15 protein-coding genes and 3 pseudogenes are annotated in these 20,180 nt (G+C 73.5%); 10 read left to right on the top strand and 8 right to left on the bottom strand.

Annotated elements, in window-relative coordinates; genetic code table 11:
• Positions 1 to 63: 63 nt before the first annotated feature.
• The 3 genes from DRB89_RS40705 to DRB89_RS40700 all read right to left on the bottom strand — a co-directional run bounded on the left by DRB89_RS40705 (position 64) and on the right by DRB89_RS40700 (position 2,384).
• Complete coding sequence (locus tag DRB89_RS40705; RefSeq protein ID WP_112452919.1) at positions 64 to 804, bottom strand: class I SAM-dependent methyltransferase; 741 nt, start codon at positions 802 to 804, stop codon at positions 64 to 66.
• A gap of 217 nt (positions 805 to 1,021) precedes the next feature.
• The gene (locus tag DRB89_RS43475) at positions 1,022 to 1,189 is read right to left on the bottom strand and encodes a hypothetical protein (RefSeq protein WP_162688940.1); all 168 of its coding nucleotides are present in this window, start codon (positions 1,187 to 1,189) and stop codon (positions 1,022 to 1,024) included.
• 4 nt (positions 1,190 to 1,193) lie between these two features.
• Complete coding sequence (locus tag DRB89_RS40700) at positions 1,194 to 2,384, bottom strand: AAA family ATPase (RefSeq protein ID WP_112450455.1); 1,191 nt, start codon at positions 2,382 to 2,384, stop codon at positions 1,194 to 1,196.
• 836 nt (positions 2,385 to 3,220) lie between these two features.
• Between DRB89_RS40700 and DRB89_RS46480 the strand changes: the two are divergent.
• The 4 genes and pseudogenes from DRB89_RS46480 to DRB89_RS40680 form a co-directional block, all read left to right on the top strand.
• Positions 3,221 to 4,315 (top strand): annotated as a pseudogene (locus DRB89_RS46480) (phosphoenolpyruvate-utilizing N-terminal domain-containing protein); the annotation flags it as partial.
• Positions 4,316 to 4,484: 169 nt separating this feature from the next.
• Positions 4,485 to 5,753, top strand: a complete 1,269-nt coding sequence (locus tag DRB89_RS40690) for a M14 family metallocarboxypeptidase (protein WP_112454417.1) — start codon at positions 4,485 to 4,487, stop codon at positions 5,751 to 5,753.
• 91 nt (positions 5,754 to 5,844) lie between these two features.
• Positions 5,845 to 6,762 carry a MurR/RpiR family transcriptional regulator gene (locus DRB89_RS40685; protein ID WP_112463729.1) on the top strand — a complete coding sequence of 306 codons (918 nt, stop codon included), beginning with the start codon at positions 5,845 to 5,847 and terminating at the stop codon, positions 6,760 to 6,762.
• 303 nt (positions 6,763 to 7,065) lie between these two features.
• Positions 7,066 to 7,446, top strand: a complete 381-nt coding sequence (locus DRB89_RS40680; RefSeq protein ID WP_112452929.1) for a hypothetical protein — start codon at positions 7,066 to 7,068, stop codon at positions 7,444 to 7,446.
• A 136-nt stretch (positions 7,447 to 7,582) separates the two neighbouring features.
• On the opposite strand, the gene DRB89_RS40670 is transcribed toward DRB89_RS40680, so the two are convergent.
• Positions 7,583 to 9,523: an AarF/UbiB family protein gene (locus DRB89_RS40670; RefSeq protein ID WP_162688939.1), complete on the bottom strand. Its 1,941-nt coding sequence runs from the start codon at positions 9,521 to 9,523 to the stop codon at positions 7,583 to 7,585.
• Between the two features lie 178 nt (positions 9,524 to 9,701).
• Here DRB89_RS40670 and DRB89_RS40665 point away from each other — a divergent pair, with 178 nt between their 5' ends.
• The 3 genes from DRB89_RS40665 to DRB89_RS40655 all read left to right on the top strand — a co-directional run bounded on the left by DRB89_RS40665 (position 9,702) and on the right by DRB89_RS40655 (position 11,547).
• On the top strand, positions 9,702 to 10,214 hold the full coding sequence (locus tag DRB89_RS40665) for an SgcJ/EcaC family oxidoreductase (RefSeq protein ID WP_112451430.1): 513 nt from the start codon (positions 9,702 to 9,704) through the stop codon (positions 10,212 to 10,214).
• 89 nt (positions 10,215 to 10,303) lie between these two features.
• Positions 10,304 to 10,822 carry a MarR family transcriptional regulator gene (locus DRB89_RS40660; RefSeq protein WP_112451429.1) on the top strand — a complete coding sequence of 173 codons (519 nt, stop codon included), beginning with the start codon at positions 10,304 to 10,306 and terminating at the stop codon, positions 10,820 to 10,822.
• Positions 10,823 to 11,190: 368 nt separating this feature from the next.
• A complete protein-coding gene (locus DRB89_RS40655) occupies positions 11,191 to 11,547 on the top strand; it encodes a cytidine deaminase (RefSeq protein WP_112453495.1) in 357 nt (118 codons plus the stop codon).
• Positions 11,548 to 11,583: 36 nt separating this feature from the next.
• Here the strand turns inward: DRB89_RS40655 and DRB89_RS40650 are convergent, their stop codons facing one another.
• Complete coding sequence (locus DRB89_RS40650) at positions 11,584 to 12,963, bottom strand: MFS transporter (protein WP_112449277.1); 1,380 nt, start codon at positions 12,961 to 12,963, stop codon at positions 11,584 to 11,586.
• A 71-nt stretch (positions 12,964 to 13,034) separates the two neighbouring features.
• Here DRB89_RS40650 and DRB89_RS40645 point away from each other — a divergent pair, with 71 nt between their 5' ends.
• Positions 13,035 to 14,162: a helix-turn-helix domain-containing protein gene (locus tag DRB89_RS40645; RefSeq protein WP_112449278.1), complete on the top strand. Its 1,128-nt coding sequence runs from the start codon at positions 13,035 to 13,037 to the stop codon at positions 14,160 to 14,162.
• A gap of 41 nt (positions 14,163 to 14,203) precedes the next feature.
• Here DRB89_RS40645 and DRB89_RS40640 read toward each other — a convergent pair.
• From DRB89_RS40640 to DRB89_RS40630, 3 genes and pseudogenes are all read right to left on the bottom strand, one after another.
• A pseudogene (locus DRB89_RS40640) lies at positions 14,204 to 15,538 on the bottom strand (biotin carboxylase N-terminal domain-containing protein); the annotation flags it as partial.
• 8 nt (positions 15,539 to 15,546) lie between these two features.
• Positions 15,547 to 17,145 (bottom strand): carboxyl transferase domain-containing protein, encoded by a 1,599-nt coding sequence (locus DRB89_RS40635; protein ID WP_112452869.1) that lies wholly within the window; start codon positions 17,143 to 17,145, stop codon positions 15,547 to 15,549.
• Positions 17,142 to 17,549 (bottom strand): annotated as a pseudogene (locus tag DRB89_RS40630) (exopolyphosphatase); the annotation flags it as partial. The pseudogene DRB89_RS40630 and the gene DRB89_RS40635, both read right to left, overlap by 4 nt.
• A 226-nt stretch (positions 17,550 to 17,775) precedes the next feature.
• Between DRB89_RS40630 and DRB89_RS40625 the strand changes: the two are divergent.
• Positions 17,776 to 17,976 carry a hypothetical protein gene (locus tag DRB89_RS40625; RefSeq protein ID WP_112452912.1) on the top strand — a complete coding sequence of 67 codons (201 nt, stop codon included), beginning with the start codon at positions 17,776 to 17,778 and terminating at the stop codon, positions 17,974 to 17,976.
• Positions 17,977 to 18,376: 400 nt separating this feature from the next.
• Positions 18,377 to 20,173 (top strand): 3-oxosteroid 1-dehydrogenase, encoded by a 1,797-nt coding sequence (gene kstD, locus DRB89_RS40620; RefSeq protein ID WP_204357950.1) that lies wholly within the window; start codon positions 18,377 to 18,379, stop codon positions 20,171 to 20,173.
• The last annotated feature ends 7 nt before the right edge of the window (positions 20,174 to 20,180 follow it).

Here is a 20,180-nt window from a genome sequence, read left to right as displayed (position 1 = left end):
CGGGCGCACCCGAGAACTCGGAGCTCTCACGGGCCGGGGGGTTCCAGGCGCCCGGTGGGTGTGTCAGGCGCGGCAGCGCAGCATCTCCAGCGCGGGGTTGGCGCGGAAGTCCACCCAGAACTCCGCACCGAACTCGCGCACCCCGGCGTCCGACACCGTCAGCGGGACCCAGGTCACCTCACTGAATCCGGCCGCCTGCAGGCACTTCTCGTACACCTCGCGGCGCGGGAGGTTGGCGACGAACGAGACGGGCGGCTCGAGCAACGCGGTGATCCGGACCTGCGGGCCGGTCTCGACCTCCTCGCCCGTGAGCTCGGAGCGGAAGCCGTACTTCTCCGGGGTCGGCCCGTCGAAGCGGAAATCGGGCGACTGGTTGAGGACGAAGAGCTCGCCGCCGGGCTTCAGGCTCCGGTGCAGGTTGCGGCACATCCGCTCCGTGGTGGCGATGTCCGGCGCGTAGCTCAGCAGCTGGACCGCCAGGCCGATGTCGAAGCCCTGCTCGAACGGCCGCAGTTCGGCGACGTCGCCCACCTCGTAGCGCACACCCAGCGGGTCGCCTTCCTCCAACTTCCTTGCCACGGAAACCATTTCACCGGAGATGTCGATGCCGAGCACCTCCGCGGCGCCGCGCCGCTTGAACTCCCTGCTGTAGAAGCCGGTACCGGAGGCCAGGTCCAGGATCGACTTGCCGGTCACGTCCCCGACCATGGCCAGGAAGGCGGGCACCACCGCGTACTGCTCCAGCGGCAGGGCCTTGAAGCCCTCGTACGCCTCACCTATCTCGTCGTACTGCTGCGTGCTCATGCTCTGTCATCCCCCATGCTTCGCAAGGCTCTTGACCGCCGCGCGGCCCGCACCCCGCACCCTGGACGTGCCGCGGCCCCTGTCTGGCAGTCTCCACGGGGCCCGGCGGACTGCCGTACTGGCAGAACCCACAAAGATCCGGACATGGGCCCGGCATCGCGTACGGCAGGCACGCGCTCGACATGCGCGTTCCGCCCGGAACCCGTCAGCGGTAGATTCACGCCCGTACGGGACGGGGACGGAGCCCGGGGGCGGGCGCCACTGCCCCGTACGACTCCACCGCCTCGTCCGGAGTCATGGCCGGGGCGGTGGAGTCGTACGGGGCAGTGGAGTCGTACGGGGCGGTCGAGGCTTCCGCGGCGGCGGCCGGAGACGGAACGGTCATGGCGTCAGCTCTCCAGGACCGGGCGCAGGTCCCACAGGGTGCGCCAGGTCGCCGAACCCTGCTCGGCGCGGCGGCGCACCGCGCCGTCCCAGTAGCCCAGCAGCCGGGCGGCGTCGGCCGGGTCATCCTTGCGGACCACGCCCAGCAGGTGTCCGGCGAGCAGGGACAGCACGTCCCGGTCGCCGGGGAAGTACGCGGCGGCCAGGGCCAGCGAACCGGCCACGGACACCGCCTCCGCGGTACTCATCACCGTGGACGGGCGCTCGACCTCCCAGCCTTCGGCCGACCGCCCGTCCCGCAGGTCGCGGAAGGCCGTCACGAGGGCTTCGAGGATCGCGTCGTCCACCTGGAAGGGGGCTCCGGCCCGGGTGACGGCCGCGTGGGCCTGGCGGCGTACCAGGGCGGTCTCGGCGTCCAGATCGCCGATGGGGCCGACGGTCTCGAAGTTGAAGCGGCGCTTGAGGGCCGCGGACATCTCGGAGACGCCCTTGTCGCGGAGGTTGGCGGTCGCGATGAGGGTGAAGCCGGGTGCGGCGTGGGCGAGGGCGTCGGCGCTGCCGGCCAGTTCCGGGACGGCGATGCGCCGTTCGGACAGCAGCGAGACCAGGGCGTCCTGGACCTCGGGCAGGCAGCGGGTGATCTCCTCGACGCGGGCCACCGCGCCCCGGGTCATGGCGGTGAGGACCGGGGAGGGCACCAGGGCCTGCCGGGTGGGGCCCTGGGCCAGGAGCAGCGCGTAGTTCCAGCCGTACTTGAGCTGGTCCTCGGTGGTGCCCGCGGTGCCCTGCACCACCAGGCCGCTGGTGCCGCACACGGCGGCGGACAGCAGCTCGGAGAGCATCGACTTGGCGGTGCCGGGCTCGCCGACGAGCAGCAGCCCGCGTTCTCCGGCGAGGGTGACGACGCAGCGTTCCACCAGGGCGCGGTCGCCGACGAACTTCTGCTCGACGACCAGCTTGCGCGGGACGCCGTCGGGCGTCGCGGCGCCCTCGGGCAGCCGCAGGGCCTCGCCGCCGCTGCCCATCACGAAGGTGACGACGGCGCGCGGGCTCAGCAGCCAGGCGGGCGGCCGGGGGCCGTTGTCGTAGGCGGCGAGGAAGGCCAGTTCGGTGGTGTGACGGTCCTCGGGCGGGCTGACCTGCCGGGCGGGCGGAGGTACGGACGGGGGTGCGGAAACGGTGGTGTCGGTGGTCATCGGCGGCGGCCCTTCCGGGTGGCACGGGTGGTGAGTTCTTCGAAGGCGGGGGCGTCGTCGTCCTTGACACGGCCCCATGCGCGGGCGAACAGGGCGGGCACCGGCAGGTGTGGCACGGCCCGGGTGTGGTCGCGGAGCGGGTAGAGGGGTTCCTTCCAGGTCTCCACCGGCAGGGCAGGTGCCTTGAAGTCGTGCCAGCCGCAGGGCAGGAACAGGGTCCGGCCCGCACGGGACCGCTTGGCCTCCAGGACCAGGCCGGTGGCGGCCAGTTCGGTCCTGGCCTTCTTCGACCGGCCCGGCGTCCAGCCGGTCCACCGGGCGCGGTCGCGGTCGGTCGGGTCGGGCAGTGCGAGCAGTTGCAGGTAGAGCGCGGCCGCGTCGTCGCCCAGCCCGTGGGTCGCGGCCACCTCGGCGACCAGCTCCGGTACCGATCGGGCGGGGTCCTGGGCGTAGCCGGTGAAGCCGCCGGGAGCCGAACCGGCCAGGACGGCCTGTTCGAGGTCGTCGCCGAGCAGGGCCCGCACGGCCGCCAGGGAGTGGCCGCGGCCCGGGCCGACCAGCCCTTCGAGCAGCCCGAGGACGGGATCGTCCGCGCCGGTGATCCCGGCCGTACGCACCAACGTCATCTCGGTGTCGCCGTACCAGGGGCGCAGCACGAGGGCGTCCCCGAGCCGGGTGAGGCCGTCGGCCCCCGCCCCTCCCGTCGCGGGCATACCGTACGCGGTGCGCAGCGGGACCGCGGTCGCGGTGCCCTTCTCCGTCCACTCCACGTCCAGGTTGAGGATGAGGCCGGGGTCGGCCAGGCGCCGGCGCAGCGCGGCGAGTCCGGCCGGCAGATGGGCGCGCAGCGGATGGCCGTACGGCAGTCCGTAGGCGAGCCCGCTGAGCGCGGCCACCGCGCTGGTGAGGCGGCCGCCTCCCGGGACTGCGGCCGGGTCCTCCGCCACGAGGTGGCCGTCCTTGTCGAGCCGCATCGGGGTGGTGCGGCTGAGCCACGCGGTGCGATCGGGGTTGAGGACGGCTTCCGCCGCCACGGTGGTGACACCGGCCAGGACGTCTCCCAGGTCCTCCGGCAACCGCACCAGCGATCCCAGGCGCTCCGCCCAGGTCTTGGCGGCCGCCGCGGTGTCGGGGCCGGTCTCCCACAGGTCGGCGGGGTCGGCGGGCAGCAGCGCGTCCAGCAGCGCCAGCCGGTTGGCGCCGCCGAGCGCGCTCAGCCTGGCGTCGGCCCCTGCCGCCTGGCGGGCCTTGAGGCCGACCAGGGCCAGCCCTGCCGCGTCCGGTTCACCGGTCCCCGCCGCGACGAGCAGTGTCGCCTGTGCGGGCCCGATGCCGGTGGCGGCGTCGAGTGTGACGGGTGCCTCGGGCCGCCACGGCGCGGCGCCGCGCTCGCGGACGAGGCGGATCAGCGGGAGCAGGCGCTCGTGCGGGAGGGCGGGGGTGTACAGCTGGTCCTCGTGGTGGGTGAAGTCGGCGATCTGGCCGAACGCCCCTTCCGGGTCGTGGTCGAGGGCGAGCCAGTGGACGCGGTCGTCGCGGTGGGTGTGCTCCCGGCCGAGGATCATCACCGTGCGGTCGCCGCGGCGCAGCACCTGGCCGAGCCGCTGCTTCTGGCCGGCCTGCTCCTTGCTGTCCTCCTCGCACAGCAGGACCTGTCGCAGGGCGCCGGCGGGGTTGGCGAGCGGGCCGGTGGCGACGCTCAGCACGTGCGCGAGGCCCAGGCGGTGATCGCCGCGGACCCCGAGCTGATGACGGACGTTGACCGGCGGATCGCCGTCGGCGGCACCGCCGAGCGCGGTGTGTACGACGCCTTCGCCCACTACCGCGAGCTCCTCGCGGGGGCCGGCGAGTACATGGCCGGCCGCGTCGCCGACCTGGACGACGTGCGCAACCACATCGTCGCGCGCCTGCTCGGCGTGCCGATGCCGGGTCGCCATCCCGGCCCCCCGGGATCCCGGCGCCGCCGCCCGGGTGAGTCCGCGGCCCTCACGGCGACACCGGGGGCCCCGGACCGCTACAACCGGGGGCGTGATCGAGAACGTGACGCCCCGCGCCCGGGCAGCCCGCGCCCGGGCAGCCCGCGCCCGGGCCGCGCTCGCCCTGGCCGCCCTCGTCGTGGGCGCGCTCGCGCTGCCGCTCGCCCCCGGACCGGCGCACGCGGCCGAAGACGCGCCCCGTACCGGATTCGAGGCCTCGAACGGGGCGAGCTGGACCACCGGGTCCCAGGAGCGCGAGCTCCTCGACGCCGTCGGGCGCCGCGCCGGGGCGGGGGCCTCCGTCCGGCGCATCGGCACGACGGTGCTGGGCCGCCCGCTGCACCTGGTGGCCCTGGGCCGCGGCCCCGTCACCGTCCTGCTGGTGTGCTCCCAGCACGGGGACGAGCCCGCGGGGCGCGAGGCCTGCCTGACCACCGTCCGCGACCTCGCGTACGCCCGGGAGCCGGCCGCCCGGCGTCTCCTGGAGCAGGCCACGGTCCTCGTCGTACCGACCGCCAACCCCGACGGCCGGGCGGCGGGCACCAGGGCCAACGCGGCCGGCACCGACATCAACCGCGACCACCTCGCCCTGGACTCGCCCGAGGCGCGGGCCGTCGCCGCCGTCCTGCGCGACCGACGTCCGCAGCTCGTGTACGACCTGCACGAGTACCGGGCCACACCGGGCACCTACGACAAGGACCTCTTCGACCTCTGGCCGCGCAACCTGAACACCGACCCCGGGGTGTACGCGCAGTCCCGCGTGCTGTCCGGCGCGTACGTACGGGAAGCGGCGCGCGCGGCCGGCCGCTCCACCGGCACCTACGGCATCCGGACCGACCCCGCCACCGGCCTGCCGGCCACCCAGTCCGCGGGGGACGGCCAGGAACGGATCCTGCGCAACACCGCGGGCGTCAAGCACGCGGTCGCCCTGCTGGTCGAGAGCCGCGTCGAAGCGCCCGGCGGCGCGGCCGGCGACGCGGAGCGGGCCGACCCGGCCCTCAACCACCGCCGCCGCGTGTCCACCCAACTCGTCGCCCTGCATGGGCTGTTCGCCTACGTTTCCGAGCGTACGGGCCCCCTGGCCGCGGCCTCGGCCGCCGCCCGCCGGGCCGGCGCCCGGGACGCGGGACCCGTCCGGCTGGGCGGCGCGGACAACGCCCCGGCGGCCCCGGAGGAGATCCTGGCCGACCCGCCCTGCGGCTACCGCCTCACCCCGGCCCAGTACGCGGGCACCGCCGCCCGCCTCGACCTGCACGGAGTGCGCGTCGTACGGGCCGCGGACGGCGGCGCGTACGTCCCGCTGCGCCAGTCCCCGCGCGCGCTCGTCCCCTTGCTCCTCGACGGCCGCGCCCGCTACCGGATCGCCACGGGGGAGCCGGTACCGGGGTGTTGACGGTTCGTGACCCGGAGCACAAGCGCGCTGGTCAGCCGGATGCCGTGAGCTATGTTGGGATCACAGAGCGGCACGACAGGGAGGACCGCCCGTGTCATCGGGGCAGCAGGCGAGGGCACAAGCGGCCGCGATCACGCCGAGCGGGCAGGCGGCCGAGCGCGAGCGCGCCCCGGCCGAACGGGTCCGGGCGCTGTTCGACGGACATCCGCTCTCCCCCGGCCAGCGGCGGATCGCCCAGTACCTCGTGGACCACCTCACCGAGGCGGCGTTCCTCTCGATCACCGAGCTCGCCGAGCGGGCCGGAGTGAGCCAGCCGTCCGTGACCCGGTTCGCGGCCGCCCTGGGGTTCAGCGGCTATCCGGCGCTGCGCGACGTGCTCCAGCCCATCGCGCTGAGCGCGGTGGCCGGCGCCCCGGACAGCCCCGAGCAGACCCGCCGCAACGAGCTGCAGGCCGCCGGCGACGCCGAGATCGAGAACCTGCGCGACGTACGCAGGCTGCTCGCCGACACCAACCAGGTGCTCGACATCGGCCGCGAGCTGGCCCGCTCGGTGCCGCTGACGGTGCTCGGGCTGCGGATCTCCGTCTCCCTGGCCGAGTACTTCGCGTACGCGGCCCGCCGCATCCACCCCGACGTGCGGCTGGTGACCGGCGGCGGAAGCGTGGCCTACGACGCGCTGCTCCAGGCCCGCGCGGCCGGCGGCAGCTGGGTGCTGGCCTTCGCCATGCCCCGGCACGCCAAGGAGACCCTGGCGGCGCTGCGGGTCGCGCGCCGGGCGGGGCTGCGGGTCGTTCTGATCACGGACGGCACGCTGGGCCCGCTGGTGGACGAGGCCGATGTGGCGCTGACGGCCGGCACCGGTTCCAGGCTGGTCTTCGACTCCTACGCGGCGCCGGGCGTGCTGTCCGCCGCGCTGCTCCAGGCGATGTCCGACGCGGATCCCGAGCGGACGCAGGCGCGGCTCGAAAGCTATGAGCAGGCCGCCGACCAGCACGGATTCTTCCTCTGAGACCGTTCGCCGGGCGCCCGTATTCACACCCCACCCGGGCATGAATATTTTCATACTCTTGCTTACTCAACGGTATATATGTTTACTGATGGCGGCGCGGTCATCCGTCAAGACGCCAGGAGAGCCACCCCAGCCCTCCCAGAACAGACACCCGGTGCGACGCACCTCCTCCTCACGTCGCACCAGGCGTCCCGTCCGGCCTTCGGAACCCGGAGCGCCCCCGCGGCCTCGGCCAACCCCTGGGCCGAGGCCGCCACCGGCACGTTCTCGATCACCGTTCGACACCTTGTGGAAGCGGCAAGAATGTCTCAGACGACGCTCGTCACGCACAGCCCGGACTGGCCCAGCCAGGTCAAGCGTCCCGGGAACCACGACTGGGAACGCACGGCCACCCGATGGCTCCGCGACCTGGTCCCGGCCCGCTACGCCGGCTACGCGACGTTGACCCGCAGCCCCGTACTGCTCGCCCGCCATGCCCAGCTCCAGGTCCAGCACGAGATGCGCGCCGTACGCGTGGCCCTGGAGACCAGCCGCGCCGAACTCCCCGGCCTCGGGGTGGCCGAGGCGGTCATCGAGACCTCGATCAGGATGTACGCGGGGGAGCTGAGGCAGCTCGCCCGGCTGGCCCGGGCCATCCGGGTCGTCGGCGACGCACTCGCCCACGGCGCGGCCCGCCGCCGGTAGCCGCGGCGCCGGCCAGCCGCGCCATGCCGAAGCCGGCCGCGACGGCGGTCTGGTCGCGGCGTACCAGGCGGTTGTGCAGGCGGGAGGACTCCCCGCTGCCCAGCACGGTCAGCGCCACGTCTCCCCTCGTGCTCGATCACGGCCAGGCGCCACCGCTCACCTCGGAGCCCCGCAAGGCGCCCCACCCCCTGATGCGCCGCAAGCCGGTGGAGCAGCTGGTCGCCGAGGGCGGCCAGGGCGAGGGCGGCCCGCTGCGCCGCTCGCTCACCATGTGGCCGCCCCCGATGCTCAGCAGCTGCGCCCCCAGCGCCCCGAAGAAGATCCCGAGGAAGGTCAGCAGGACCCGGCTGAGCAGCTCGCCGATCACCCGCCGGTCGCGGGCGTCGGAGAGCAGCCGGATGTTCAGCCCCAGCCGCCCCTCCTCCAGCGCCCCGCCGATCCGGTCGAGGCGCCGGGGGAGCCGGCGCAGTACGGGCAGCAGCGCCATCATCTCGTCGCGCGCGGTGCCCCGTATGTTGTCCGACTCCAGCTGCCGGGCGAACCGTGCGGCGGCGTACGAGCGGGACGCGTCCAGGATGTCGAAGCCGTCCGACACCCGCTGCAGGGTGCCCTCGAGGGTGGCCAGGGCCCGGAACACCGCCGCCAGCTCCGGCGGCACCGTCAGCCGGAACTCGGCCACGAGCCGGAACAGGGCGGTGAACATCGCCACGTCGGGAGCGGACCCGTGCCCCAGGTGCCGGCCGCTGAACTGCCCGAGCGCCCGCTGCAACCGCTGCTCGTCGACCTCCTCCGGCCGGTCGGTCACCTCCAGCAGCGCGTCGCACAGCGCCACCGGGTCCCCGCGGTCGACGGCGAGGAACAGCCCGGCCATGGCGGAGCGCAGCCCGCTGTCCAGGCGCCCCACCGAGCCGAAGTCGAGCAGGGCGGGGCTTCCGTCGGGGAGCAGCAGGATGTTGCCCGGATGCGGATCGGCGTGGAACACCCCGTCGTACATGATCTGGTCGAGCAGCGCGGTGAGCAGGGTCTTCGCCAGCTTCCTCCCGTGCTCGGGGCTGTCGGGGCGGGCCTGGCCGAGCGGTGTTCCGTCGATCCGGCTCATCACCAGGACGCGGTCGTCGCTCAGTTCCCCGCACAGCACGGGGAAGACGACGCTGTCGTCCCGGCGCGCCTCGGCGGCCCGGCTCACGGCGGTCATGTTGCGGGCCTCGACCCGGAAGTCCAGCTCCTCGCGCAGCGCCACCGCGAACCCCTGGGCCAGTTCGGTCAGCCCGAGGCTGCGGCCCCAGTCCGCACGGACCTGGAGGGTCCGGGCGAGGCGGGCGACGATGTCCAGGTCCCGGTCGACCGCCTCGCGGATCCCGGGCCGCTGCACCTTGACGATGACGCGCGTGCCGTCGCGCAGCACGGCCGCGTGCACCTGGGCGACGGAGGCGGCGGCGAGCGGTTCGCGGTCGAACTCGGAGAACACCTCGTCCGTGGGCGCCCCGAGGCTTTCCAGCAGGATGGCCTCCACCGCGGGCCAGGGTGCGGGCGGCACCTGGTCCTGGAGGTGGCTGAGCTCTTCGACGTACGCCTCGGGCAGCAGGTCGCGCCGGGTGGACATCACCTGTCCCAGCTTCACGAAGGTGGTGCCGCCCGCCTGGAGGGCCCCGCGCAGTTCCCGGGCCAGGTGGGCGTGCCGGGTGCCGTCGGCGCTTCTGGCCCGGCCCGTGAGATAGGGGCGCAGGCCGTGGCGGCCGAGGATCGCGACGATCTCGGAGTAGCGCCGGGCCCGTGACAGCCGGGCGCGGACCGACGGGATCCAGCCCAGCGGCCGCATCCCGCCGGACGGCAGCGCCAGATCGAGGACGACGAGGCAGACCATCGCGGTCAGCAGCCCCACGCCGACCATCAGGGAGAACAGGAGTGGGCCTCTGACCTGCAACTGCGGCCCGATGAGCGTCCCGGAAACCGAGACGCCGACCACCGCGGCGACCATCACGCGCAGGACGCCCGCATCCATGCCGAGCATGCGCCTGCCCAGGATCGCCGGGAGGACGATCACGGCAAATGCGCCACCAAATCCGATGAACCACATATCGGTCAGGGTAGTGAATTCACCTTTCATCAAAGGGAGTTGTGGTCGATTCCGGCTTGAGTCCCGGTGGAGCGCCGCCGTCGCCGCGGGCGCGGGGGTTGACGGGCTCCGCCATATCTCTCTAAATTAGAGATATACGGAAAACGAGAAACGCGGAAAGAGAGCAAAGGGGATCGTCATGCAGACGCAGACCACCGCAGGCCCCGCCGGCCCCGCCGTCCTCGAAGGGGTCCGGACCCTGCTGGACGGGCTGTCCGAGCACTGGAATGCCGCCGACGGCGCCGGATACGCCGGGCTGTTCACGCCGGACGCCGCGTACGTCCAGTTCAACGGGGTCGTGCTGGAAGGCCGTCAGGAGATCGCGGACACGCACGACCTGATGTTCCGCACGATGCTGTACGGCACCCGGCTGGTGTGCGAGGACATCGAGAGCGTCCGCATGGTCGACGAGCACACCGCCGTCGTGGTCTCCACCGGAGCCGCGCTCTTCCCCTGGCAGCGCGAGGTCACCGCCAAGCGGCGGTCGAGGCAGACGCTGGTCCTGGTCCGCGAAGGGGACCGCTGGACGGTCGCGTCCTTCCACAACGGCCGGGTGAAGCCGTTCCCGACCTCCGGACCGCTGTTCGCGGTGGCCGCCAAGGCCGTGCGCCTGCGCGTGGACCGGGCCCTGCGCTCCCGGCAGCCCCGCTGACCTGCCGGGACCGGACGCACCCGGGCCGGACCGCGCCAGTACGCTGTCCGCACCACACCGCACCGGACCGGCAGGAAGGCAGCTCGAGGATGCAACCGCACAGCGAAGAGGACCCCTCCTTCGCCACGCTGCTGTCGCTCGCGACGGCACTGCGGGTGCAGGCCGCGCGCACGGTCCTCTTCCAGTCCGCGGTGGCCCAGTCGGTGGGCCTCAACGCCACCGACTTCAACTGCCTGAGCCTGCTCGACCTGGAAGGGCCGATGACCCCCGGCCGGCTCGCCGAGCGCGTCGGACTCAGCCGGGGCGGGGCCATCACCGCGGTCATCGACCACTTGCAGAAGGCCGGGTTCGTACGGCGCCGCCCCGACCCCGGGGACCGCAGGCGGGTCATCGTCGAAGCCGTTCCCGAGGCCTTCGCGGAGCGGGTCGAGAAGGTCTTCACCGGATACCGGGGCGCCCTCGGCGAACTGCTCTCCACACTGACCGGGGAGCAGCGGCAGTTGCTCCTGGACGTCACCACCCGGGGCAACGAGATCTTCCACGCCGAGACCCTGCGACTGCTCTCCGGCGCACCGGACAAGGCCGCGAAGGCCCCCGCCGCCTCCTGACCCGCCGACCCCTGCCGTCGGCCCTGACCGTGACCACCGCCGCCGCTCTGGCGCTGAGCCGGTCCGCCGACGGCGGAGCCGGGGGCACGGTCCGCTACCTGCTCGCGCCCTGGATCGCGCAGGCGGCCACCCGCGACCTCCTGCGGGCCGGTGAGGCGGCCCGGCCGCTGGCCGTCGCCGCCGACGGGGTCACCGCGGAGGCCGCCGTACCGCGCACCGGCGGGCCCGGCGCCCCCGACGGCCCCGGCGGCGTCGAGGACTCCGGACGGGCGGGCGGGGGCGGCGGGGGGGAGGCCGGGGGTGGAGGGGAGAGCGTGTCCGCGGGGTCGTCGTGCGGCCCCGCGGACGCGCTCCATATGCTTCGGACCATGACCGACAGCACCGGGATCGACCCCGAAGACACCAAGATCATCACGTTGGCGCGCAGCGCACGGGCCCGCAACGGCGTGCCCGAGGGGGCGGCGGTCCGGGACGAGACCGGCCGTACGTACGTCGCCGGGACCGTGGAGCTGGACTCCCTCAAGCTGAGCGCGCTCCAGACGGCCGTCGCGATGGCGGTGGCCAGCGGAGCCCAGTCCCTGGAGGCGGCCGCGGTCGTCAGCGCGGCGGACGCCCCCTCCGACGCCGACCGCGCGGCGGTCCGCGACCTCGGCGGCCCGGACACCCCGGTCCTCCTGGCGGGCCCGGACGGCACCCTGAAATCCACCACGGCGGCGGGCGCCTAGGCCGGAGCACCGCTTGGACCGTCGCCGTGCGGCCGTTCAGGCCGTGACGGCCTCGGTCGTGGTGCGGCGGCGGATGACCATCGCCATCAGCGCGGCCACCGCGCACAGCGCGCCCGACGCGTACCAGACGGGGTCGTACGAGCCGAAGGCGTCGCGGGCCAGGCCGCCCAGGAAGGCCACCACCGCCGCGCCGATCTGGTGCGAGGCCAGGACCCAGCCGAAGACGATGGCGCCGTCCTCGCCGTAGTGCTCGCGGCACAGTGCGATCGTCGGCGGGACGGTCGCGACCCAGTCCAGGCCGTAGAAGACGATGAAGAACACCATCGGCGGGTGCACGGACGGGGCCAGCAGCATCGGGAGGAAGAGCAGCGAGATCCCGCGCAGGGCGTAGTAGACCGCGAGCAGGCGGCGCGATTCGAAGCGGTCCGTCAGCCAGCCGGAGAAGACGGTCCCGATGACGTCGAAGACGCCGATGACCGCCAGCAGTCCGGCCGCCGCCGTCACCGGCATGCCGTGGTCGTGGGCCGAGGGTATGAAGTGGGTCTTGACCAGGCCGTTGGTCGAGGCCCCGCAGATCGCGAAGGTGCCGGCCAGCAGCCAGAAGGGGCCGGTACGGGCCGCCTTGGCCAGTACGCCCACCGCCCGGCGGGCGGCTCCCGGGACGGGCGCGGGCTTCGGTGCGTACGTGCCGCCGTACGGGGCGAGCCCGATGTCGGCCGGGTGGTCGCGCAGCAGGAGCCAGACGAAGGGCACGACGGCCAGGGCCGCCAGTGAGACGGTCACCGACGCCGGGCGCCAGCCGTGGTTCTCCACCAGCCAGGCCAGCAGCGGCAGGAAGACCAGCTGTCCGGAGGCCCCGGCGGCGGTCAGGATGCCGGTGACCAGGCCGCGCCGGGCGGTGAACCAGCGGTTGGTCACCGTCGCCGCGAAGGCCAGCGCCATCGAGCCGCTGCCCAGGCCGACCAGGACGCCCCAGTACAGGATCAGCTGCCAGGAAGCGGTCATCCAGACCGTGGCCACCGAGCCGCCGGCTATGACGGTCAGCGCGACCGCGACGACCTTCCGGATGCCGAAGCGGTCCATCAGCGCGGCGGCGAACGGCGCGGTGATCCCGTACAGCGCGAGGTTCACGGAGACGGCGAGGCCGATCGTGCCGCGCGACCAGTCGAACTCCTCGTGGAGCGGCTCGATGAGCAGTCCGGGGAGGGAGGCGAAGGCGGCCGCGCCGATGATCGTCACGAAGGCGACGGCCGCGACGAACCAGGCGCGGTGGACGCGGTGCGGGCGCTGCGGCCCCTGCGGCTGCTGCGGCGCGTCGGCGGACGCGGGGCCGGGCCCGGAGCCGGGCGAGGTCGTCGGTGCCGGTGCGGACGAGGGGTCGGGGGAGGGGCCGGGGCCGGGGGCTGTTTGCGTCACGACGACAGTTTCCGGTCGGCGGGACCCCGTACGACAGTGGCCTGACTGACACCCTTCGATACAATCGGGCCATGGAGACTCGCGCGCACCGTGCCCACCGCGTTGTCGTACTGGCCCTCGCCGGGCTGCTGCCCTTCGAGCTCGGGATCCCGCACCGGATCTTCGGCCGGGCCAAGGACGGAGCCGCCGGGCGGCCGCTGTACGAGATCCTCACCTGCGGGCTGGCCCCCGGACGGGTCCCCACGGACGCCGACTTCGACATCCACGTCGAGCACGGCCCGGAACTGCTGGCCACGGCCGACACCGTGGTGGTCCCCGCCTCCTACGAGCTGGGCCCGGTCCACGCGGAGGGCCGGCTCACCCCCGAACTCGCCGCCGCGCTCGCGCACATCAGGCCCGGCACCCGGCTCGTCTCCATCTGCACGGGCGGCTACGTCCTGGCCGCCGCCGGGTACCTGGACGGCCGCCGGGCCACCACCCACTGGGCCTCCGCGGAACACTTCCAGCAGCTCTTCCCGGCCGTACTGGTCGACCCCGGCGTGCTCTACACCGACGACGGGGACGTGCTCACCTCCGCCGGGGTCGCCGCCGGCATCGACCTGTGCCTGCACATCGTGCGCCGCGACCACGGCGTGGCCGTCGCCAACGACGTGGCCCGGCGCACCGTCGTACCGCCGCACCGCGAGGGCGGACAGGCGCAGTTCATCGAGCGCCCGGTGCCGCGGCCGCAGCGCTCCGCGACCACCGCGGCCCGCGCGTGGGTGCTGGACCGGCTGCACGAGCCGCTGCGGCTGACCGACCTGGCCCGGCAGGAGGCGATGTCGGTACGGACCTTCACGCGCAGGTTCCGCGAGGAGTCGGGGCTCAGCCCCGGCGAGTGGATCGTCGGGCAGCGGGTGGAGCGGGCCCGCTCGCTGCTGGAGCAGAGCGACCTGCCCATGGAGCAGGTGGCGCGCGAGGCGGGCTTCGGGACGGCGCAGTCGCTGCGCAAGCACGTACAGGCCGCGCTCGGTGTCAGTCCGACGGCCTACCGGCGGGCCTTCCGGGAGACCGGGACGGGCGGGGGAGCCGCCCCCGGCCCCGGCCCCGGTTTCGAGTCCGGTCCCGACGGCCTGGACCCCGACCCCGAACTCGGCCCCGCCGCCCTCACCCTGACATCTCCTGATGGGACATCAGTTGCTGCCGGGTCCGTGCATTGACTTATCCGTCCGCCCCCTCGTGAATGGCCCCCAGTGTCGTCGGGGGCGGTTTCGGTGAGGGCGGGCAGGTGGCGTTCGTAGAAGCCGGTGTCGAGCCGCCCGGCGGTGAACTCGGGGTGCCGCAGGGACCGTACGAGGAGTTCGCGGTTGGTGGTGAGCCCGTGGATCCGGGCTCCGGCGAGGGCGCGGGCGAGGGCCCGGACGGCCTCGGCGCGGGTCGGGGCGTGCGCGATGACCTTGGCGAGCATGGGGTCGTAGTGGATGGAGACGGCGTCCCCGTCGGTGAATCCGGTGTCCACGCGGACCTCGCCGGGGACCGCGAGGGTGTGCAGCGTCCCGGTCTGCGGGCGCCAGTCCTGGGCCGGGTCCTCGGCGTAGAGGCGGGCCTCGACGGCATGCCCGGTGGGCCGGGGAGGGGTCAGGGGCAGCGGGGCGCCTTCGGCGATCCGCAGTTGCAGCGCGACGAGGTCGAGCCCGAAGACGGCCTCGGTGACGGGATGTTCCACCTGGAGTCGGGTGTTCATCTCCAGGAAGAAGGGGCGGCCGTCCGCGGTGACGAGGAACTCGACGGTGCCCGCGCCCTGGTACGAGACCGCCCGCGCGGCGGCGACGGCCGCCTCGGCCAGGCTCGCGCGCAGGGCTTCGGGCAGGCCGGGCGCCGGGGCCTCCTCGATGACCTTCTGGTGGCGGCGCTGGAGGGAGCAGTCGCGGGTGCCGAGTGCCCAGACGGTGCCGTGGGAGTCGGCGAGGATCTGCACTTCGACGTGGCGGCCCCGTTCGATGTAGGGCTCGGCGAAGACCTCGCCGTCACCGAAGGCGGAGCGCGCCTCGGCGGAGGCGGCTTCCAGTTCCTCCTTGAGCGCGTCCAGGTCCCGTACGACCCGCATCCCGCGGCCTCCGCCGCCCGCCGCGGCCTTGAGGAGCAGGGGGAGGTCGGCGGCGGTGGCGGTGTGCGGGTCGACGGGCTCCAGGAGGGGGACGCCGGCGGCGCGCATCAGCTCCTTGGCCCGGGTCTTGGACGCCATGGCCTCGATGGCCCGGGGCGGCGGGCCGATCCAGGTGAGTCCGGCGGCCTGGACCTCGCGGGCGAAGCCGGCGTTCTCGGAGAGGAAGCCGTAGCCGGGGTGGACGGCGTCGGCGCCCGCCGCGAGGGCGGCCTTGATGACGAGGTCGCCGCGCAGGTAGGTGTCGGCGGGGGCCGCGCCGGGCAGCCGTACGGCCGCGTCGGCCTCGCGCACGTGCAGGGCGTCTGCGTCGGGGTCGGAGTGGACGGCGACGGTGGCCAGGCCGAGGGCGCGGGCGGTGCGGAAGACGCGGACGGCGATCTCGCCGCGGTTGGCGACGAGGACGGAGGTCAGGTTCTTCAGGTTCGTCATGTGCGGGCTCACATCCGGAAGACGCCGAAGCCGCCACGGGCGCCCTCGACGGGGGCGTTGTGGACGGCCGACAGGCACAGGCCGAGGACGGTTCGGGTGTCGCGCGGGTCGATGACCCCGTCGTCGTACAGCCGGCCGGACAGGAACATCGGCAGGGACTCGGACTCGATCTGCGCCTCGACGAAGGCGCGCATGCCGGCGTCGGCCTCTTCGTCGTAGGGCTGTCCCTTCGCGGCCGCCGACTGGCGGGACACGATCGAGAGCACTCCGGCGAGCTGGGCGGGGCCCATGACGGCGGACTTGGAGCTGGGCCAGGCGAAGAGGAAGCGGGGCTCGAAGGCGCGGCCGCACATGCCGTAGTGGCCGGCGCCGTAGCTGGCGCCGATCAGAACGGAGAGGTGGGGGACCTTCGAGTTCGACACCGCGTTGATCATCATCGAGCCGTGCTTGATGATGCCGCCCTGCTCGTACTCCTTGCCGACCATGTAGCCGGTGGTGTTGTGGAGGAAGAGCAGCGGGATGTCCCGCTGGTTGGCGAGCTGGATGAACTGGGCGGCCTTCTGCGACTCCGCGCTGAACAGCACGCCTTGGGCGTTGGCGAGGATGCCGACCGGGTAGCCGTGGAGGGTGGCCCAGCCGGTGACCAGGCTGGTGCCGTAGAGGGGCTTGAACTCGTCGAAGTCGGAGGCGTCGACGATGCGGGCGATGACCTCGCGGGGGTCGAAGGGGGTCTTGAGGTCGGCGGGGACGATGCCGAGGAGTTCCTCGGGGTCGTGGAGGGGTTCTTCGGCGCGCACCGGATCGGCGTGGGCCTTGCGGTGGTTGAGGCGGGCGACGACGCGGCGGGCCTGGCGGATGGCGTCGTGCTCGTCGAGGGCGTAGTGGTCGGCGAGGCCGGAGGTCCGGGCGTGCATGTCGGCTCCGCCGAGGGACTCGTCGTCGCTCTCCTCGCCGGTGGCCATCTTGACGAGCGGCGGACCGCCGAGGAACACCTTCGAGCGGTCCTTGATCATGATGGTGTGGTCGGACATGCCGGGGACGTAGGCGCCGCCCGCGGTGGAGTTGCCGAAGACGACGGCGATGGTGGGGATGCCTGCCGCCGAGAGCCGGGTGATGTCGCGGAAGATCGCGCCGCCCGGGATGAAGATCTCCTTCTGGGAGGGGAGGTCCGCGCCGCCGGACTCGACGAGGCTGATGCAGGGCAGCCGGTTCTGGCGGGCGATCTCGTTGGCCCGCAGGGCCTTCTTGAGGGTCCAGGGGTTGCTGGCGCCGCCCCGGACGGTGGGGTCGTTGGCGGTGACCAGGCATTCGACGCCCTCGACCGTGCCGATGCCGGTGACCATCGAGGCGCCGACCGGGTAGTCGCTGCCCCAGGCGGCGAGCGGGGACAGCTCCAGGAACGGGGTGTCCGGGTCGAGCAGCAGCTCGATGCGCTCGCGGGCGAGGAGCTTGCCGCGCGTCTTGTGGCGGGCGGTGTACTTCTCGCCGCCGCCGAGCAGGGCTCCGGCGTGCGCGGAGTCGAGCTCGGCGAGGCGTTCCAGGGCGGCGGTACGGGCCTGCGCGTGCTCGGGGGCGAGCGGGTCGACGGCGGTCTTGAGGCGGGTCACGGGGTCCCCTCCGGGGCGGTGGTGGGTACGGGGACCTCCGGGGGCGGCCCGAGCAGGGCGACGGGGATGTCCACGTGCCGGGAGCGGAGCCACTCGCCGAGGGCCTTGGCCTGGGGGTCGAAGCGGTGGCCCGAGGCGACGCCGTCGCCGAGGACGCCGGTGACGGTGAAGTTGAGGGAGCGGAGGTTGGGGAGCTCGGCGCGGGTCACGTCCAGCGGGGCCGTCTCGGGGAGCAGCCGCCGGAAGGCGTCGACGGTGAGGGTGTCGCGGAGCCACTCCCAGGCGGGGGCGCTCTCGGCCCACACCCCGACGTTGGCGTCGCCGCCCTTGTCCCCGCTGCGGGCGCCGATCAGCCGCCCCAGCGGCACCCTGCGGGTGGGGCCGGCCGGAGCCGGGGGCGGCATCGTGTCAACTTCCCCAAGTGACGCCGGATCCCCGATCCGGCGTGAAACGAATCCGGCCGCACCCCTGCGGCAGACACCCGGAGTGGACTCCCCACGGCTAAACGCCCGTTAAAGCCGCAGGCAGCGAAGACCGACAGCCCTGACAGCGCTTTTCGGACAGGTGGGAGCGAGGGCAGAATGACGGTGACTCCCGCGCGCGCGGGAGCGGAACAGGGGGAGGGAACCCATGCGCATGCGCAAGGCGCTGGCCGTGGTGATCGCGGCCGGGCTCGCCGTGGCGGCGGTCGTGGCAGCCGGCGGCGGAGCCGCCGACGGAGACGGGCAGGGGCTCGCGGGCGTCACTCCGTACGCCAACTACGGACCCCCGGCCGGCGCGGACGGCGGGACGGCGCACGTGGAGGACTTCACGCCCAACCGGACGACCTAGTGCTGTGACCGGAAAGGTTTGCCGGGTCGCGGTGTCCGGTGCGGTGCATCGCAAGGCGGAGGACCACGCCTCGTACTGGACGTACCGGTGTGGTCCGACAACGCGGCGAGGTGCCGTGCCGGGCGCCGCGACCCGGTGAACCTTTCCGGTCACAGCACTAGCACTGTTCGTGCGGTGACCGCAAAGACCTGACGGCCCGTCTCCCGGAATCCCGTGGTGCGCACATCCGGTGTGCGCGCCACGGGATTCCTTCGTGTCCCGGCCAGGGTTCGTCGGCCGGTTCCGGACGGTGCGACTGGCGCGTATGCCTTGACTTCACATGATCCCCCGAAGACCTTTTCTGACTCGGCATCAGAATGCCGGATCCACCCCCACACCCCCTCTCCGCTGGAGCCTGCCCATGACCGCGAGAACAGCCTCCGCCGCGCGTTCCGAACCGAGTTCCGCCCTTCCCTCCCGCCGGACGGTCCTCGCCGGGACCGGCGCCGGGGTGCTCGCCGCCACCGTGCTGCCGTCGGCCGCCGCGCGCGCCGCGGACGGTGTCCCCCTCGGCGAGTACGACGTCGTCGTCGTGGGATCCGGGGCGTCCGGGATGACCGCCGCGCTCGCGGCCGCCAAACGGGGCCTGAGCGTGCTCGTGGTCGAGAAGGCCCCCACCTTCGGCGGATCGGCCGCCCGTTCGGGCGCCGGGATCTGGCTGCCGAACAACTCCGTGATCCTGGGGGCGGGCGTCCCCGACACCCCGGCGAAGGCGGCCGCCTACCTGGCGGCCGTCGTCGGCAACGGCTCCTCGGCGGACCGGCAGGCGGCCTTCCTCGCCAACGGGCCCCGGATGCTGGACTTCGTGATGGCCAACAGCCCGCTGCGGTTCCGCTTCATGGACGGCTACAGCGACTACTACCCCCAACTCCCCGGCGGGCTCCCCAACGGCCGCTCCATCGAGCCGGACCAGATCGACGGCAACATCCTCGGCGCCGAACTGGCCCACCTGAACCCGGCGTACATGCCGGTGCCCGCCGGAATGGTCGTGTTCAGCCAGGACTACAAGTGGCTCAACATCGCTGCCGTCAACGCCAAGGGCCTCGCGGTGTCCACCGAATGCCTGGCGCGCGGCACGGCGGCCGCGCTGTGCGGGCAGAAGCCGCTGACCATGGGCCAGGCGCTCGCGACCGGGCTGCGGGCCGGGCTGATGCAGGCGGGGGTCCCCGTGTGGCTGAACAGCCCCCTCGTCGACCTGGTGCAGGAGGGCGGCACGGTCACCGGTGTCGTCGTGGAGAAGCAGGGCGTACGGGGCGTCGTACGGGCCCGCAAGGGCGTCGTCATCGGCTCGGGCGGGTTCGAGCACAACGCGGAGATGCGCGCCCAGTACCAGCAGCAGCCCATCGGCACCCAGTGGTCGATCGGCGCCAAGGAGAACACCGGCGACGGCATCCGGGCCGGCCAACGGGCCGGAGCGGCGCTGTCGTTGATGGAGGACGCCTGGTGGGGGCCGTCGATCCCGCTGCCGAACGAGCCGTACTTCTGCCTGGCCGAACGGACCCTGCCGGGCGGCCTGATGGTCAACGGGAAGGGCGCCCGCTTCGTCAACGAGGCGGCCCCGTACAGCGATGTGGTGCACGTGATGTACGAGAAGGACCGGGGTGCGGCCGGCTCGCACATCCCGGCCTGGCTGATCGTGGACCAGAACTACCGCAACAAGTACCTGTTCAGGGACGTCCTGCCGACGATCGTCTTCCCCGACTCCTGGTACGAGGTCGGCGCGGCGAAGAAGGCGTTGACCTGGGACGCCCTGGCGAACCAGATCGGGGTGCCGGCGGGCGCCCTGCGCTCCACGCTCAACCGGTTCAACGCGCAGGCGTGGAACGGCTCCGACCCCGACTTCCACCGGGGCGACACGGCCTACGACCACTACTACACGGACCCTGGCGTCCGCCCGAACTCGTGTCTGGCGCCGATCTGGGCTCCGCCGTTCTACGCCTTCAAGATCGTGCCGGGCGACCTGGGCACGAAGGGAGGCATCGTCACGGACGCGCGGGCCCGCGCGCTGCGGGCGGACGGATCGGTGATCCGGGGCCTGTGGGCGGCGGGCAACGCGAGTGCGGCCGTCATGGGGCACAGCTACGCGGGGGCCGGATCGACGATCGGTCCCGCGATGACCTTCGGCTACGTGGCGGCGAACGACATCGCGGACGCGTGAGGCTGGC

Source organism: Streptomyces sp. ICC4 (assembly GCF_003287915.1).
Classification (GTDB): domain Bacteria; phylum Actinomycetota; class Actinomycetes; order Streptomycetales; family Streptomycetaceae; genus Streptomyces; species Streptomyces tritrimontium.
Note: the sequence above shows the minus strand (reverse complement) of the source record. Positions and strands in the feature narration are given on the sequence as shown.